Origin of the sequence: Exiguobacterium algae, assembly GCF_018617875.1 — a bacterium.
Taxonomy (GTDB): domain Bacteria; phylum Bacillota; class Bacilli; order Exiguobacteriales; family Exiguobacteriaceae; genus Exiguobacterium; species Exiguobacterium algae.
The window spans coordinates 144,001-160,653 of record NZ_JACSKZ010000001.1 but is presented as its reverse complement, the minus strand read 5'-3'; the positions used below and the strand labels follow the sequence as shown (position 1 = coordinate 160,653).

Genomic DNA, 16,653 nt, shown 5'->3' with positions numbered 1-16,653 from the left:
CGTGAAGATGAAAAGGGGAGTAGCGACCACTTCGGTGGTCGATGGGTCGTCATGACAGTGCGAACGCACTCGGTCCATCGAGCTTTTTTACAAGTCCGCAAGACCTTTTTATGGGTGTTTTTAACGTCCATAAAAAGGTCTTTTTATATTGAAGGAGGAAACGGCATGGTATTCGTCTATTTTTTACTCGCAGCCGCCGTCACGGTGTTTGCTGCAATCAAACTGTCAACGTATGCTGACGTCATGAGCGAGAAGTCACGCATGGGAGGATTGTTGATCGGTACGGTCCTGCTTGCCGGAGCGACGTCATTACCAGAAGTGACGACCAGTATCTCGGCGGTCGTCATCAATAATCCGGATATCGCCGTCGGCAATATGCTCGGCTCGAACTTGTTCAACATTTTCATTCTGGCGATGTTCGATTTATATTTCAGACAGAAACAACTGTTCAACGGAGCCAGCCGCGACCATCTGTATACGGCAGGGTTAGGGTTGCTCCTTACGGTTTCGACGCTCGTGGCACTCATCGTACGGGTCGACATGACGTTCATCGGGATCGGTGTCGATGCGCTCATCATCGCAGCACTTTATGGATTCGGGATCTATTTCATCGGAAAACAACCGAAAGCGCCGGAGACGAATGAAGAGACCGAGGAAGAAGTGGTCGTCAGCACGAATCATTCGATTTCATTGAAACGGGCCATCATCGGATTTGGACTCGCTGCACTCGTGACGATGGCTGCCGGGACGGCACTCTCGATCACCGGTGACCGGATTGCCGTCGTGACGGGACTCGGTTCAAGCTTTGTCGGAAGCTTCTTGATTGCCGCCTCGACATCCTTGCCGGAAGCGGCCGCCGTGTTCATGGCGCTCAAATTGCGGAACGTGAACTTGGCGTTCGGCTCCATTTTAGGAAGCAACATCTTTAATATGCTCATCATCGCGATGTCCGATGTGTTCTATCAGAACGGGTCGATCTTAGCCGACGTGTCCTCGTCCCACCTCGTTTCGGCGGTCGGCATCACGCTCTTGTCGATTCTGGTCATGTACAGTATTCTCCGTCAGCGTGTGACGTCGACGGTCCGATACGTGTTACCGTCTGTTCTCGTCGTCCTCGTATACTTCGTCTCGTCCTATCTGATTTTCATCGGTTAAACCGCTCCCTGGCATGTGAGCAGGCTTCCTAGGGTATAGGTAGGCAAAGGGGAGGAGTGGCGATGCAGGTACATGAAGTCTCGACATTAGAAAAATACGTCATCTTAATTCCAGCATATAATCCGGGTGACTCGTTGATTGAGCTCGTCACCGATCTGAAGCGCATCGGGTTTTCCCGTATCATCGTCGTCAACGACGGAAGCAAAGACTCTGTCCATCGGGTGTTCAAACAAGTGTCCACGGAAGTCGAACACGTGCTCACACATGAGGAGAACCAAGGGAAAGGCGCCGCCTTGAAGACAGGCTTCCGCCATGCCCTCGAGGTGTATCCTGACACGTTAGGGGTCATCACGGTCGATGCGGACGGACAACATCAACCGGAGGATGTGTTGAAAGTATACGAAGAAGGTGTCGCCATGCCGCACCACCTCGTCATGGGATGTCGTGACTTCACCGGTCAAACGATCCCGTTTCGGAGTCGCTTCGGGAACCAGGTGACGCGTCTCGTCATGTTGGTCGGGAGCGGGTTACGGTTGAAGGACACCCAGACGGGGCTTCGGGCGATCCCGATTCGATACGTACGGCAATTGCTCGAGGTACCCGGTAATCGTTATGATTTCGAGATGAACATGTTGACGTTCACGAAACGATTGCACGTCCCGATCCAGCAGACGTCCATCCGAACGATTTATGAGGACGAGAACGCCTCCTCCCATTTCCGTCCCATCGTGGATTCGGTTCGAATCTATCGGATGTTTCTGGCCTACTCGCTCTCGTCGGTCGCATCGTTCCTCGTCGACATCGGCATGTATGCACTCTTGATCTATTTACTCCAACCGTATTTTGAAACGACACATGTCGTGATCGCGACATTCGTCTCCCGGTTCCTGTCTGCGCTTTTCAATTACTATGTGAACCGGAAAGTCGTCTTCCAATCGGACGCGAGACGGTCGATGGCCAAATATTTCAGCCTCGTCGGCGTGCAGATGGCGCTGTCCGCGTTATTCGTCTATCTCCTCTTCCTTCTTTTCCGGGACGGGGAAGTCGTCCTGAAAATCGTAGTCGACAGTTTCCTGTTCATCGTCAGTTATTACGTACAAAAACGATGGATCTTTAAACGATAACGAAAAGCCACGACCGCGGTCGTGGCTTTTTATCGGTTCAATACGAGAGGACCCCGGTTTTGACGGACGTATAACGGTGGAGTTCATGTGCGTTATCGATGCCCGTGCGGAGCAACATGTCACGCATGAGCAGTGCGCAGACACGTGCGTCTTCTGCGGCATCATGGTGAATGAACGGGACGTTCAAATACTCGGCCATCGTGTTCAACCGATGATTCGGGAGACGGGGATACAGTTTGCGTGACAATTTGACCGTACAACCGTATTCGATTGTCGGGAACGTATACAGGTCATATTTTGCAATGGCTTTTCGAAGTGCGCCCATGTCAAAGGACGCGTTATGGGCAATCACGAGATCGACTTCATGGAGGAGCGGATAGATCGTCTCCAGCACCTCCGGCAAGGCCGGGGCGTCCCAGACGTCACTCGGTTTGATTCCGTGAACCCGGATATTTCGCTGGTCAAACTCTTCCTCCGGATTGACGAGGAGTTGATTCGTCTCAATCACTTCGCCGTCTCTAAGGAGACTCCAACCGACCGAGCAAATACTCCGGCTATCGCGATTCGCCGTCTCGACGTCGATTGCGAGAATAGCGTGTGGCATAACATCCCTACTTTCTAATCATTTCTACATAAAAAAAGTCTAACAAAATGTTAGACAAATGTCTCATCAGGCTGCGACGAGTGTGCGGCAGGCCTCAGCACAGCGTTCACATGCTTTGGCACATTGCTGGCAGTGGTCATGCAGGTGACGGCCACATTCGACGGCACAGGTGTCACAAACTTGGGCGCATAAGGCGACAATCGGTTTTGTGAAGGCGGAATCGGTTTCAAGTGCGTTCAAGGCGAGTGAACAAATGTCCGCACATTCCCGGGTCAGACGGATACATTCGGTGAACATGTGTAAATCTTCTTCTTGTAGACATTTGGAGAAACAATGATTGCACGATCGCATACACTCGAATACGGTCGAAATTGTCTCCTCAACAGACGTACGATCCATCGGAAGTCCCCCTTAGTGGATAAAGTTTATGAAACATTACCCGTTCCAGTTGAGGATTAACCGTACGGAAGGGCGGGAAACATGGCGTTCGTGTGACGAATTGTTTCCTACGGGTAACGTTTGAAAAAGCACTGCGTTCAACAGAAACATGTTTCAGGAAGAAGAATACAAGACGACAAAAAACACAGCTGGTTTGTCATAGTGGACAATCAGGCTGTGTTTTTTGACAGGTTTGATTAATGGAGCATAGGGGGCTCGAACCCCTGACCTCTACGCTGCCAGCGTAGCGCTCTCCCAGCTGAGCTAATGCCCCGTCTGAAAAATATTATATCATCCTAGTATTTGCGCTGGCAATCTTCTTTTTCTGATTTGTCGAAAAAGTTTAGTCACGAATAATCGTGGGAACTTCAACATAGACGTTTTAAAGAAAGAAGGTGCAAGGATGGAAATGATTTTATTGGCGTTATTGCCGGCCCTCATGTGGGGAAGTATCCCACTCATCGTATCAAAAGTAGGGGGCAAACCCATCCAACAATTAATTGGGACGACAATCGGGGCGATGGTGATGGCGGGTGTGATCGCACTTGTCTTTCAACCGCAGTTCACGACGCTCGCACTCGTGACAGGGTTCATTTCAGGCGTGTTCTGGGCGCTCGGACAGTATTTACAGTTCCAATCGTTTCAAATTTTAAGTGTGTCCAAGGCGATGCCAATCAGTACCGGGATGCAACTCGTCGGCACATCGCTCTTCGGGGTCATTGTATTAGGGGACTGGGAGACGACAACCGAGCTGTGGCTCGGATTTTCAGCGCTCGTCCTTATAATTGTCGGGGCTACGATGACGTCTTACCAAGAAGAGAAGGACGACGACAGTGCCGGTGCCTTGAAAAAGGGGATACTCGTCTTATTCGTTTCGAGTATCGGGTACGTGACGTATGCCGTCCTGACGAATTATTTTGAAGTGGACGGAATCACGGCCATTCTGCCGCAATCGGTTGGGATGTTCATCGCGGCGCTTCTCTTCAGTCTACGAGAAAAAGACGTGAAGAAGCTGGATCCCCGAACCTTTAAAAACATACTGGCCGGGATCGCCTGGGGAATCGGGAACTTCGGTCTCTTCGTCTCGAGCGGCGAGGTCGGCATCGCGACATCATTCGCCCTGTCCCAGCTGAACGTCGTCGTGGCGACCCTCGGTGGGATTTATCTCCTGAAAGAAGAGAAGACGACGAAAGAACGCGTCTATGTCTTCATGGGTATCGGCTTGATTGTCGTTGCAGGGTTTATGCTTGGGATTGCGAAGAGTTAGAAATGAAAAATTGAACTGAACCTGTTGATATGGAAACGTTGATTGAGAGCGGACAAATTGCGCTCAGTCAACGTTTTTATCGTGCTCAAATTTTGAGATACATGAATGAGAAGAATTGCAGTAAAGTTATATATGGCAGTGTGAGAAGTAGGACGAGTGAACGTAACCAGGTGTAACGTCTAAACTAAAGATGAGTATGAATTTATCACACACGTTCTTCAGGTTATATATAGGTAAAGGATGACTCATTTTTGGTCAGAATTGAAATTTAGCGAGACAAATTCACGAAGGATTTTGAGAGAAGTTGAATCAAAAAAATGAACTTAGGAATCATAATGAGACGAGGAACATGTAAATGAACGATGAATTGAAAACGTTATTCGAATCAATGCTAGCTGCAATCCCATTTGTATTTTTCGGTGTGCTCCTGATCCGTTCAAAGGATCAAAAGAAAACGGACCAGACAGGGTCACCCACGGACGGAACAGAAATCCTCTTGAGCTTTCTTTTAACCCTCTTCCCTCCAAAAATATTGGGTTATGTATTGGTACTACTTGGTCTATTCATTGTTGGGGTCACAGCTTGGGCAAACTATCTATAATCGAGTGAAGTTAGAAATACATATCAAAAATAAGGTACCCACCAGTTAGTTAAGACAATCCGTATTGATCTGGCAATGCGAAGATGGATAAGTCGAAAAGTGATGCATGTCGTTCCCCATTCGAATAATCATGTTACTGAAGTCTTGTATGAATCGGAAAGGGTCAATTGCTTTCGGAAGTACCTGACTATAGCCCGAACAAGGCGCAAGTTTCTTCCCACTCAGGTGGGAAAAGCATATTTCCTGAGTGTACTCTTCGACGTTTGGTAGAATTCTCAATGGTGAACGACCACTCCATACCATCAAAAATCTGGTCGTAATGGACGTATCGCTTTTTCCACGTATGGGTGTTCAGCGACACGAGTTGTCGATAAAGTTTGGTCCCATCGTCCTCTTTGAACTGGCGATGTTCTGGACGCGGGAGCACTTCATTACCCGGTGATTCGGCGCGCCTGTATTTAGTCGTGCGGGAGGCTGTGCCGTCATCGAAGAATTTGATGGTTGAGTCTGTGATATACCCATCATGTGGAATTAAGGTCAAGTTGACAATCAAAAAAGGGGACGGATTTGATTGTTCAGTTATTTTCGGTCGAGCAGTCAGTGCTCGTTTCCCCATGATTCTAGAGAGCGGGCACCGATTGCGGGGCCGTGTTCTGATTTGTTTTAGTAGGTTGTACAAAATTTTTTGTACAATATTGTAATGAAAAGTACTCAATGTGTTTCTCCTCCCAGAGCGATCATTCCGTTGTATGTAACACTTCTTATTTCGCCCCGAAATATACCCAGACCCATACCAGGAACAGTAGGAAACAAATAAACGGGAACATTAAATAGGTCGTGATGAATTTAAGCAGTGCAATGTATTGCTCGCGCGAACACGGCACAAGCTGTGGTGTTTCTTGGGATTTCTGTTCTGTCTCCCTTTTATAGGTGGAAGGGAGCCCGAAAAAGATTCGAACCTGTTCGAAGTTGGCCATTTCGTTAAATCCGGTATAGCCGTATGATATTTTGTTCGAACCATCTTTTTGCACGGTATTCACTTTCCATTCTGCTCCGTCCATCATGACAAATCCATCTGTTTGATCCTCCACCCATTCTTCCGATTTGAAGCTTCGAAATTCTGAATAAAGCTGATCTGAGATTTGACGGTCGTACCAACCTTCACTAGAGCAGGTGAGGCTGCCGTCTTTGTATTGTTTGATTGTGTGCTTAGCGATCCCATTCTCGTGGAATTCGATTGTCGATGATACGCTGATATAATTCGCATTGTATTGACCTAACGTGTACATCACTTCATTAAATGTGGTTTGAAGTATGGATGGTCCTGGTGCAACGGAAGGCTCGACAGTAAATGAAGGGTGGTTGGTCAGTTGCATACGATTTCTATATTGTTCGTATGATTCAACAAGAACATGAATCCTTCTGTTCTCCTGACGGTGTCTTTCAAAAAGCTTGTTTATGATTCTCATGAATGGCGTTCTCCCAGACTGCGTACTTAAGTATAAGTACGTTCGAAATTTGATGATGTAAGACGATTGTATACCGTGAGGGTGAAGAAGGGTTGTAAGAAAAATGTCCAGGTACCTTCCTAGATAGTAACTGGAAGACATGATCTTGTTCGTCAGAAAGATTTCACTCTAGTCAAAGCAAAAGACTTCTTGGCTCAACCAATATTAGTGAATCAGAGAAGTAAATGTTACTTGTCTATTCGATTCATGCGAATTAAATGGTAAAATTTATAAATAGGACATCCAAAAGAACTTTGATAAAGTTGCGAAATCTCAAAAAAAAAGGTGCTGGCTAAATGCATAACTACACGTTACTCGAGAGGGTCCTGTTTCGTTCTCCACCATTCCATTTCGAAAAGTTGAAAAAAGAAATCGATGGAAAGACCGTGTTGATTACGGGTGCGAGTTCAGGAATCGGCAAAGAGTTCGCCTATCTATTAGCGGATACGTCGGCGCATCTGATTCTCGTGGCCCGGAGAGAAGCAAACATGAACGCCATGAAAGTCGAAATCGAAAAGGCTTCAGCCCGTGTAACGGTTTTCTCCGCAGATTTGCGAAATGAAGAGGACCTTGCACGCTTGCTGTCATTTCTTCATCAATTACCGGACGGGTTGGATGTCGTCGTCAGCAATGCCGGAATCTCCATTAACCGTCCCATTGCCGAGTCACTAGATCGCTACCATGACTTCACACGGACGATGGCGATCAATTATTTTGCTCCGGTACAATTAATACTATCGCTTATTCCGATACTTGCAAAAAAGAACGGGCAGATCATCAATGTCTCGACCATCAATGCGTTACTCTTCCCAATCCCTCACTGGGCTGCCTATCAGGCTTCGAAAACCGCGTTTGATACGTGGTTCCGTTCAGCGGAGCCGGAACTGAAAAACAAAAATATTTCCACGACGACTCTTTATCTACCGCTGGTGAAAACTCCGATGATCAAGCCGACGCTGGCTTATCAGCATTCGCCTGCCATGTCACCGGTTCACGTGGCGGAAATAATCGGACATGCCTTGTATACGAAAAGAAAAGTGTATAAACCGTGGTGGCTGATCCTGGGTCAATGGGCTTCCCTCATTTTCAGAGCCCCGTTAACATGGATCGTTACTAAGCTAGTAAAGAAAAAGGAGCGTGAAAGAAGCGATGTTTAATTTGATGAAAATATTGTCACAGCTCCATTTTCTTTCACCGTCAAACTTAAGACGCCTTTTCGTCGCAATCCGTCAAAATGGAGTTAATTTGATGCTTCTCTTTACATTAACGGAAAAGACGGCAAGTCAAAAAACGGCTTTAGTGGACAGCCAGGAAACACTTACATACCAGGAGCTAAAGAAACGCTGTGAACATCTCGCGTATCTTCTGTCAGTGAGGTATGGGATTGGGAAAGGACATAAAGTGGCGTTCTTCTGCAAAAACCATGCGTCGTTTGTGCAAGGCATCTTTGCTGCCTCACGGCTTGGCGCAGATAGTTACTTGCTTCATTGTTCTATGGGTCAATCGCAGTTCAATCGGCTCGTGCAGGAACATCAATTCGACCTCCTGATTTACGACGATGCGTTCAGTGGAATGATTGAAAAATCGCCTTACAAAAATGCAAAAATCGTCAGCGATCATGAGAAACATGAATCCATCAACAGTTTATTGAATTCGGCGTTCCATCATAAAACGAAATTACCGGCTGCTTCGAGCGGGAAAATCGTGTTGTTGACCGGTGGCACCACGGGAAAACCAAAACAGGTGATCCACCGGCCGTCCCTCTTTCATTTCCTGGAGCCATTTGCGGCTTTACTGAATCGTTTGAAGCTACCTACATACAGCACGGCTTATATCGCAACGCCGATTTACCATGGCTACGGCATCGCCATCTTGTTATCTTTTCTTGCGCTCGGAAAGAAAGTGGTCATCCAGGAGAATTTTGATGCGAAAAGAGCCTGCGACCTCATTCGACAGCATCAGGTAGAAGTTGTCACGGTCGTCCCGCTCATGATTCATAAAATGTTGAAGCATGAACCTGAAGCACTCCGATCCTTGGCTTGCATCGCGTCTGGAGGTGCGAAGCTACATCCGGTTTTAGTGAATGAGGTAAACAACCGTCTGGGGAATGTCTTATACAATCTATATGGGACATCAGAAGCCGGCTTGAACATCATCGCCACACCTGAAGATTTAAAGTATGACGCGAATACGCTTGGGAAAAGGATTCCGGGAGGGGACTTAAAGGTCGTAAAGGATGGAGTAGAAGTTGAACCCGGAAGTATCGGTGAGTTTTGCATCCGGAACAAGTGGTCCATGAAAAACAGGAAGAGCCGTTGGATCCATACGGGGGATATCGGATACCGGGACGGGAACGGCTATTATTTCCTATGTGGTCGAACAGACGACTTGATCATCTCAGCCGGGAATAATATTTATCCAGGGGAAATCGAAACGGTTTTGCGCAATCATCCGAGTGTCGAGGACGTCGCTGTCATCGGGGTAGAAGATGTATACGCCGGTCACATTTTGAAGGCGTGTGTACAGCTGTATGCTGAGCAGAAAATGACGGAGGAAGAACTGTTGAGCTGGTTACGGACACGAGTGGCACACTATCAACTTCCACGAGAATTGGTTTTCGTTGAGGAGTTGCCTTATACAGCGGTTGGAAAGCTGGATCGAAAACGAATTCAAGCAATACATCGTAGGTAAGTATTGTAGGTTAAAAGAATAAAATGAACTAGGGTACTTTTTCTACACAATATTTAATACGATTTACATACAAATTTTTTTAGAGTCACATATTGAAAGTAATGGTTTTATATATTGGTAGATCATATAACTTAAGTATAATATTTACACTATAAATTTTTAATAGTGATGAACGGGGTGAAAGAGAACAAACTTGTCTACTGTTCAGTCGTTCTCTAAAAACAGAATACTGGATATAGGAGGAATAAACATGAAAAGCTTGATTCCTATAAATGAGAATAGTCCATTGGAAGAAAAGATGGAGTTGTCACTAAAAAGAGCGGGTTTAAAATTCAAATCTCAGTTTTCACTAATGGACAAGTCGAAGGACCAATGGAATCCAAAATACATTTTAGACTTCTTGGTCTATGGAGAATATTGCAAAATTGCCATTGAATGCGATGGGATCACGTATCATTCTTCAAAAGATGCTAGACAACACGATACTCAACGAGATATCTGGGTTAAACAACATGGCATTCAAGATACATTACGTTTTGACACAAATCAGATTTTAAATGATATGGATAGTGTGATGACAGAAATTCATAACACGATTGCTGCAAACGATAAACTTTACTTGGATAAGCAAGTACAAGGCGCTTTTAATCCGAACCAAATACCGAAATCAATTGGAGCGGATGACGCACAGATTTTGATCAGATCTTTACAAGAAGAACTGTCGAAGGTTTGTAAAGATGTGACCAAAACTGTTAAAATACGCGAACGTCGAAAAGGAGAAATTAGAAAAAGAGTCAGGGATGTCATCCAAAGAAAAGGTTTTGCAGATTTAAAAAATCTATTTGGTTATTTTGCACTTGAAAAACTTGCGTCTTCACAAAATGATTTTGATTGTATCTTCGGGGCATTCAATGTCCCTTGCACGATTACACTTACCAACTGTTCTCGTCAGGTGAAAATCCCGAAAGATATTGCAGAAGATGAGTCGATTCTTAAAATCATCGTATTATATGAACAAGGTAGTACAAAATTCAAAGGCAGTTCCTATATCGTATTGGATGGATTCAGTGAAGAGAGGTGTCGGATTTTAAAAAGCGATATCTTGGGCCATCTGCAACGACAAAAGACAGATGTGCAGAAACATCAAATAATACTAGATCGATATCAGGAACACGAAACAGAGAAAGAACTACTAAACGAAGTGTCTCGTCTAGAGACCGAATTAAGGCAGGTATATCAAAAACTTTACCAATCAAAGTCCTTTAGATCATCAATAAATCAATCCCCTTTTGAAAATCTTGATCCGACAGATCGTGAAAAAATTGTGATTTCCATTTCGAGATTCTTATCGACTATGACCGAAACACAATCCTCAAAAGAAAAATCAATCGACATTGCTTTTACTTGGCTCAAACAAGAGGGAATCTATTTCAAGCACCTTGTTTTTACGCTACATGAACTTACATTGGCGATTCATTATTTACGCAAAATGTGAAGATCATCTTGCTTGATTCAAATTTCAAAAAAAAATTTAATGCAATTCGAGAAGGGCACAAAATCTTGATTTTCAATCAAGAATGGGGAATTGTCCGTCATTGCCGTGGTCTCATGATTATCTTATATTCCGGAGATATCGAACGAACTCTCGTAGGTCGGATGTGAAGCTTAGAAGTCTTGAGTCCGGGTTAACTTTTTCTTAGCCTTTTTATCGAGTTCGGTCACCTTCGTCTCAATCAGTGTCGAATCATTCGATAGTTTGAGCGCTATCTAGTTTGGGCCCTCTGACATATAGAAGTCAATCAATAGGAAACCATGTTCCTTGCTTCGTGCCTGGTTTAGATTATGTATCGCTTAGACTGAAATGGTGAAGGTGTGTCGTTCATAGTTCTGGATTCGTGTGTCCGGCACGTCGGTGAATCGTACAAACAGCATCTCGTTCCCTCCTTAGTCCTGAAGCGCCTGCGACTTGAAGCTGAGCTTCTGTGAACGCTAGAAAAAAATGGTTCTTACGCACTTTAGGTGAGAGTGATGTTTTCGCATTATCGTTGTATAATCGGACAAAAGGTCGTGATTTCAATGGAACATTACAGAGGTTCTTGATCATTTTCATCTCCTCAAGAACCTATCGGACCTTTTCGAGAAGGTTTGCCACACGTTATTGCCCGGAAGTTTCGGCTTAGAGATAGGAGAGTGCGCGTCAGAGATTGTCTCAACGGACGACGCTGGGGATGATGACGGCAGATGGGACCACCCTTCTTGGCATCGAACACTAGGCGTCAAGAAGGCATACGAGACCGGGGAGTCGGTCACTTCGATTGCCCGTAGATTCTCCGTCAGTCGGCAAACGGTTTACAACGATATCCGAAGGACAGCGCCGATAACCCATCACCGAAAGCGCTCGCCGAGCGCCTCGCGGCGCAAAGTGAATCGCTGGATCGACCGGATCCGTCAATTATATGAAGTCAATTGTTTCAAAATTTACAGACAAGATGTTTGGAATGGGGGACGTAACATCCTCAATTCTCTTCAACAGCGAGTTCGCGAAGAAAGACTTATCGTGAATGTGTTTCGCAGTCCACAAAAAATAGCCTGACGAATAAATAATGCATTTCGTTAGGCTATCTTTATAGACTTCCACTCGTGCTGGCAACCTGATATCACACAGATTTTTTGTAGACGCGTTTCAATTCCTGTATTACCATTGGCAAAACCAAGCCAGCTATATCAAAATTAATTCTGGGAATAAATAAACTCTAAATACGATTGCTTGGAATCGAACACCATCTCTAGATCGGTATCGAAATGGTACCCGGACCTCACACACAGTTTAATAAGGTCACTAGTACCTATGTCACCCCCAAATGTAGAAATAAATTTTTCCTCGACTTCATCGATTTTTTTGTTGTTCTCACCTTTAATGAGACTATCAATCAGATATTTCTGTGTATCTTTAATCATTCCATTTATGAACAATATTCTTCGGCCGACTCGGAGATTCGCAATCTTCCCCGGTCTCATCAAAATCCCCTCATAGACTTTCTTATCGAATCCATATTCCTCGAGTGGATCGTGTGCCAAGAGGTCGATGAGTTGCTCTATCGTGTAGAAACGGTCAGATTTCATCAGCCCGAAGACCGACTCACGATAGGACTCCAACAACCGGATGGTTATGCCGGCACGGACGAGCGATCGTTCCGTGATATAGAAATCTGGCTCGATTTCGATGATTCTCCATCCGCTCCTCATCTTCGCCATCATCCTTGAAGCAAAAGGATGGGACAGGATTGGGGTGTCCTCCATTCTGAAATAGTCGTTCCTAAGGACGATATTCTCAATGTATGAACGACTGTCCAGATATTTTTTATTGAGGATATATGGTGAGGATATTCTAAAGCCGAGACTCTCCACGAAGTCCTTACTGATCGAATCCACCCCAAAACCTGGGATTACAGCCTTGCAGGCTTCGACGAAAGTTTCTGGGGTGTAGGCTTCCTCCTTCAACATTCCTTTGAGGGAGTTTAGTGTCACCTCATCCAACTCGATGGCTTCAGACAACATGTCTCTCTTGAAATTGATTTCATCCTTTCTATTCTCAAAGAGCGTCGAAACGATATCGGTCACATATTTCGCGTTCAACCAAAGACCTTGTTTGGTAATCGTCTGTCCGTCGGGGAGAAGGGTGACATCGTTCTTGTTGTTAGCTTTTGGTCTTATATGTATCATCTTATGCGCCGCCTGCCCCGGGAGATTGTTCTTTGTAATAATGTTGTTTCCCCATGGAGCTTCCCACATCTGGACGCCTTGCTTCAAGATGTTCGTCACCATCTGCCAATATGACTTCAACTTTCCTACTTCGTCATGGGGAAGTTTCCAAAGAACGGGACCGAGAAAAAACACATCACCTTCTTTGTTTTCCCCAAACACAATGAAAAGGAATGTCGTCTCCCCGAGACATCTAAAGATGGCACTGTCTTCCCATCCTGTTCCCACCCAAGAGAGGAAATCGATTTCTTCAAGGACGGTGTTCTGTTTTGATTTTCCTTCCTTGTTGAGGTTGACGGACTTTATCATCAATCGTCCTTTGGAATTGTTCTCCAGGCGCTCAATCGCACCTTGATGGCGGTCGATTAGCCTTTTCGTTATATTTGAAGTCTTCGCCTTACTCTCATTAAGGTCAGGGTTGAGACCGACGTCCCAGGACAACTGTCGCGCACCCTTGCAGATATATGTATCAAATACTTCAAGAAATTCTTGCATAAAAATCCCTCTCTCATTATAATTTTCTATATATGGAATTTAATTAGAAAATGTATTTTCGCTGCTCCACTTCATTAAATTTTACAACAATATTATATATTATAATCCAGTCTTCACCTTTTATACATCAGAGTTGATGTTTTTTTATATAGCAGTGAATAATCCCTCCCTAACAGAAATAGAAGATATTGACGTCTGAGGTGAAGAGGATGCTGCTAGACGGCAGGGGAGTCGTGTCATCAAAAGTGTTAGGCAAAAGACCCTGAACATAAAAATCAGTTTTGATGACCGGGAAGATGTCCTTTCCAGGGCGGGGCTCAATGTCGTCAGAAAAGAGAACGTCACTGAAGATGAAATCATACGCCGTGCCCTAGAGGCTTATTTGAAATCTCAACACAGACCATGACAAAGATTGCGAGGAAGATGAGGAATGGACAGACTACCTGGTCAAGGGGGAGGCAGGTATCATGATATCCCCCTCAAGGATCTACAAAATAGTTTTTTGGGGTTGATTGATGTCGCAGAGAAGGAAGGATATCGTTTCACGTTTCACACGGCAGTTCAATTGATACGTCAAGGGTTGACACCTGACGATTTCCTGATGGGCGACGAGGAGACGCTCATTAGGTTTCGGGAGCCGGTCAAAATCACCCTTGGAGAACTCGTCGAATTATATGGACCCGAGAGATTCTATGAATTGTGTTCGAGAAGGACCTTCTACCATCTGATTTTTCTAGGTACGGGGGTAAATGAATCACTCCCGAGATTACTGGGAAGCAGAGGATTCGATTACATATCTTTCAAGGACGTCGATTATGACACGTTCAAGGAGATGACCGGGGGACGGAACAGGCTGACCACGTATCAAAAGCTTATGGATGCTTATCGAGCGTTCGAGGTGGAGATGAGCGCCTCCTTCGAGAGCTCAGGGTCTAATGTCGCTCACCTCGACCCTGTGAGGGTGGAAGTCTCTGATAAAATCGGGAAAAGAGAGATGAACGTGTTGGAGAGAGAGTTCGTCAGCAACTGTTACGACTCGCTCCCTAAAAACTTCACTGTGGAAGAGCTCAAGGGGAGACTCGGAGTCGACGAGAGGCGCGTCTCCGTTATTTTGAAAAGAGCTGAAGAAAAGGGTTTACTGAAGGTGGATGGACATGATGTGGAAAAATTAAGACGAGCATTCATGGACATCATGTCGTCTGAATATATTCCGAATAAAGAGCTCGTATCAATGAGATTCAAGGAAGGATTGAGCTTACAAGAAATGGCGGACAGGTTGGATGTCTCGAAGCAGCGTGTCTCACAGAAATTGAAGACGACGCTGGAGTGGATTCCGATATCGCATGTGAAAGAAGCCAAAAGATACCTGCGCAGGTTCCGGCGTTTTGCAATGACAGAGGAAGCGTTTGTGACGATATTCGAGGAAAGCCCTGCAATCTTCAGACTTTTGGATGCAAAGGCCACAAGTGGTACAAGTGACATTTTGGAAATGTACACGAGGTTGAACGAGGAGCAAAGGAGGAACTTCGAGCAATACCTCTCTGTCTTTCCGATTGACGATCGTCTGGTTCCTTTTAGCAAGAAGAGCATCCTTGAGAGAGTAGTGTTCGAGAATGCCCGCGACCGTGCACTTCGCATCGAGGAGGTGGCAGTCCTCTATCAACAATATATCGATGATTTCTTTCCCGAAGAGACTGCGATTGGTCTGAGGGTCGACGAAAGGAGCCTCATGGGCCTGGCAAGCCGTTCGAAACATATTATCGGCTCCAATGGTCTACGAGTCAGGTATCACTCGCCGGATGTGTGCACCGAAGATCGGTTAGAAAGGGTTGGAAGATTATTGAACCTGGAACCTGGAATCTACCATGCCCGCTTTATCTATGATTTGGACAGGGAGCTCATGCAAGAGTTGGATTGTCAGGATGCATATGAACTCCATAATCTCATCAAAAACAAGATTGATCACCCTCATGTGATCATGGGGAGGATGCCAGAGCTGGCAATCAATGTCGAAGACAAGAAGTCATGGTTACGTCATCTCATCGCAGAACATAGTCCCATGCCGCTTGAGAAGTTCTTGGGATACCTGGAGGACAACTTTGGACTGCACGTCCCTTCGATGCGCAGTTTGATTCAAACGGATTTGGGGCACCACCTGACCCCGGATAACATCTTGATCACTGAAACGCCCTCCATTTCGCTCGAAGAAGGGGATTGGCTCTCTTCTGTCCTTGTCGAAGATATCTATACGTTCGACCAACTCTTGGATGCCTATCCGGACAAACCTGAACTGTATGACAAGTTTCTAAACAAGGCTGTCCTTTCGACCATAGGATATGTCATAAGGGGAGGATTCATCGTCAGACAGGAGTTCGGCAGCGGAGAATCCTATTTCAGGAGCAAAATCAGGTCTCAAGATTTGTACCGGATAGAGTATACACCCGCTTCAAGAACACAGACATATTTTAAAGTGTTGAAGGACCTTGAGACGAATCTAGAGATATTCAGATTCGACGAGGACCATTACATCAGCCTTGGTCGCATGGAGCGTTCAGGTATCACGAAACAAGAAATCGAGGTTGAAATCGTCAAACTTGTGCGGTTCGCGAGTGGGCTTGGAGCAGAGTACTTCACGTTACCACAGATTCAAGAAGAAATCGACTCTCCATTGTTCAATCTTGGAATGGAGAAAGTCTTCTATGAGAGGCTCATCCGACTACAAGATGGGGTGAACTTCATCCCGACCATTGGAGGGGACATCTTTTATTTTGCGAAAGAGAAGAGGACGATCGGACAATTCTATCTCGAACATTTGCCATCTGAAGATGGTCTTGACGTCCATTTTCTGATGGCAGAGCTTGAGGAACGTTATCAGATTTCCTTGAACCGAGCAAAGCTGATTGAGTCGACCAAAGAGCGCGGAGGCCATTTCTCACCAGAGACCGGGAAGGTCTATCGGAACAAGGAGACCTTCCTGTCCAGCATCTATTGAAACAAAGACATACATT

At 45.5% G+C, this 16,653-nt stretch carries 13 protein-coding genes and 1 tRNA gene; 9 read left to right on the top strand and 5 right to left on the bottom strand.

Annotated elements, in window-relative coordinates; translation table 11 throughout:
- The first annotated feature begins 165 nt into the window (after nucleotides 1-165).
- Both KNP03_RS00765 and KNP03_RS00760 read left to right on the top strand, forming a co-directional pair.
- On the top strand, nucleotides 166-1,155 hold the full coding sequence (locus KNP03_RS00765) for a sodium:calcium antiporter (protein WP_214823913.1): 990 nt from the start codon (nucleotides 166-168) through the stop codon (nucleotides 1,153-1,155).
- A 62-nt stretch (nucleotides 1,156-1,217) separates the two neighbouring features.
- Nucleotides 1,218-2,279 carry a bifunctional glycosyltransferase family 2/GtrA family protein gene (locus tag KNP03_RS00760; RefSeq protein ID WP_214823911.1) on the top strand — a complete coding sequence of 354 codons (1,062 nt, stop codon included), beginning with the start codon at nucleotides 1,218-1,220 and terminating at the stop codon, nucleotides 2,277-2,279.
- A gap of 37 nt (nucleotides 2,280-2,316) precedes the next feature.
- Here KNP03_RS00760 and KNP03_RS00755 read toward each other — a convergent pair whose 3' ends face one another.
- From KNP03_RS00755 to KNP03_RS00745, 3 genes are all read right to left on the bottom strand, one after another.
- Nucleotides 2,317-2,883 (bottom strand): 3'-5' exonuclease, encoded by a 567-nt coding sequence (locus tag KNP03_RS00755; RefSeq protein ID WP_214823909.1) that lies wholly within the window; start codon nucleotides 2,881-2,883, stop codon nucleotides 2,317-2,319.
- Nucleotides 2,884-2,949: 66 nt separating this feature from the next.
- A complete protein-coding gene (locus KNP03_RS00750; RefSeq protein ID WP_214823907.1) occupies nucleotides 2,950-3,282 on the bottom strand; it encodes a four-helix bundle copper-binding protein in 333 nt (110 codons plus the stop codon).
- A gap of 240 nt (nucleotides 3,283-3,522) precedes the next feature.
- Nucleotides 3,523-3,595, bottom strand: a tRNA-Ala gene (locus KNP03_RS00745).
- A 129-nt stretch (nucleotides 3,596-3,724) separates the two neighbouring features.
- Between KNP03_RS00745 and KNP03_RS00740 the strand changes: the two genes are divergently transcribed.
- Nucleotides 3,725-4,588 (top strand): GRP family sugar transporter, encoded by an 864-nt coding sequence (locus tag KNP03_RS00740; RefSeq protein ID WP_214823905.1) that lies wholly within the window; start codon nucleotides 3,725-3,727, stop codon nucleotides 4,586-4,588.
- Between the two features lie 355 nt (nucleotides 4,589-4,943).
- Nucleotides 4,944-5,189: a hypothetical protein gene (locus KNP03_RS00735; RefSeq protein ID WP_214823903.1), complete on the top strand. Its 246-nt coding sequence runs from the start codon at nucleotides 4,944-4,946 to the stop codon at nucleotides 5,187-5,189.
- 761 nt (nucleotides 5,190-5,950) lie between these two features.
- Here KNP03_RS00735 and KNP03_RS00730 read toward each other — a convergent pair.
- Nucleotides 5,951-6,658, bottom strand: coding sequence for a hypothetical protein (locus KNP03_RS00730; protein WP_214823901.1), 708 nt, complete (start codon nucleotides 6,656-6,658; stop codon nucleotides 5,951-5,953).
- Nucleotides 6,659-6,993: 335 nt separating this feature from the next.
- On the opposite strand from KNP03_RS00730, the gene KNP03_RS00725 reads away from it, so the two are divergent.
- The 4 genes from KNP03_RS00725 to KNP03_RS13640 all read left to right on the top strand — a co-directional run bounded on the left by KNP03_RS00725 (nucleotide 6,994) and on the right by KNP03_RS13640 (nucleotide 11,981).
- Nucleotides 6,994-7,854 carry an SDR family NAD(P)-dependent oxidoreductase gene (locus KNP03_RS00725; RefSeq protein WP_214823900.1) on the top strand — a complete coding sequence of 287 codons (861 nt, stop codon included), beginning with the start codon at nucleotides 6,994-6,996 and terminating at the stop codon, nucleotides 7,852-7,854.
- A 91-nt stretch (nucleotides 7,855-7,945) separates the two neighbouring features.
- Nucleotides 7,946-9,388 (top strand): class I adenylate-forming enzyme family protein, encoded by a 1,443-nt coding sequence (locus KNP03_RS00720; RefSeq protein WP_240544397.1) that lies wholly within the window; start codon nucleotides 7,946-7,948, stop codon nucleotides 9,386-9,388.
- Between the two features lie 250 nt (nucleotides 9,389-9,638).
- Nucleotides 9,639-10,883: an endonuclease domain-containing protein gene (locus KNP03_RS00715; protein WP_214823896.1), complete on the top strand. Its 1,245-nt coding sequence runs from the start codon at nucleotides 9,639-9,641 to the stop codon at nucleotides 10,881-10,883.
- 663 nt (nucleotides 10,884-11,546) lie between these two features.
- Complete coding sequence (locus tag KNP03_RS13640; RefSeq protein WP_214823894.1) at nucleotides 11,547-11,981, top strand: helix-turn-helix domain-containing protein; 435 nt, start codon at nucleotides 11,547-11,549, stop codon at nucleotides 11,979-11,981.
- Between the two features lie 137 nt (nucleotides 11,982-12,118).
- Here KNP03_RS13640 and KNP03_RS00705 read toward each other — a convergent pair whose 3' ends face one another.
- Complete coding sequence (locus tag KNP03_RS00705) at nucleotides 12,119-13,198, bottom strand: PDDEXK family nuclease (protein ID WP_214823892.1); 1,080 nt, start codon at nucleotides 13,196-13,198, stop codon at nucleotides 12,119-12,121.
- A 1,048-nt stretch (nucleotides 13,199-14,246) separates the two neighbouring features.
- Here KNP03_RS00705 and KNP03_RS00700 point away from each other — a divergent pair.
- The gene (locus tag KNP03_RS00700; RefSeq protein ID WP_214823890.1) at nucleotides 14,247-16,637 is read left to right on the top strand and encodes a sigma factor-like helix-turn-helix DNA-binding protein; all 2,391 of its coding nucleotides are present in this window, start codon (nucleotides 14,247-14,249) and stop codon (nucleotides 16,635-16,637) included.
- The last annotated feature ends 16 nt before the right edge of the window (nucleotides 16,638-16,653 follow it).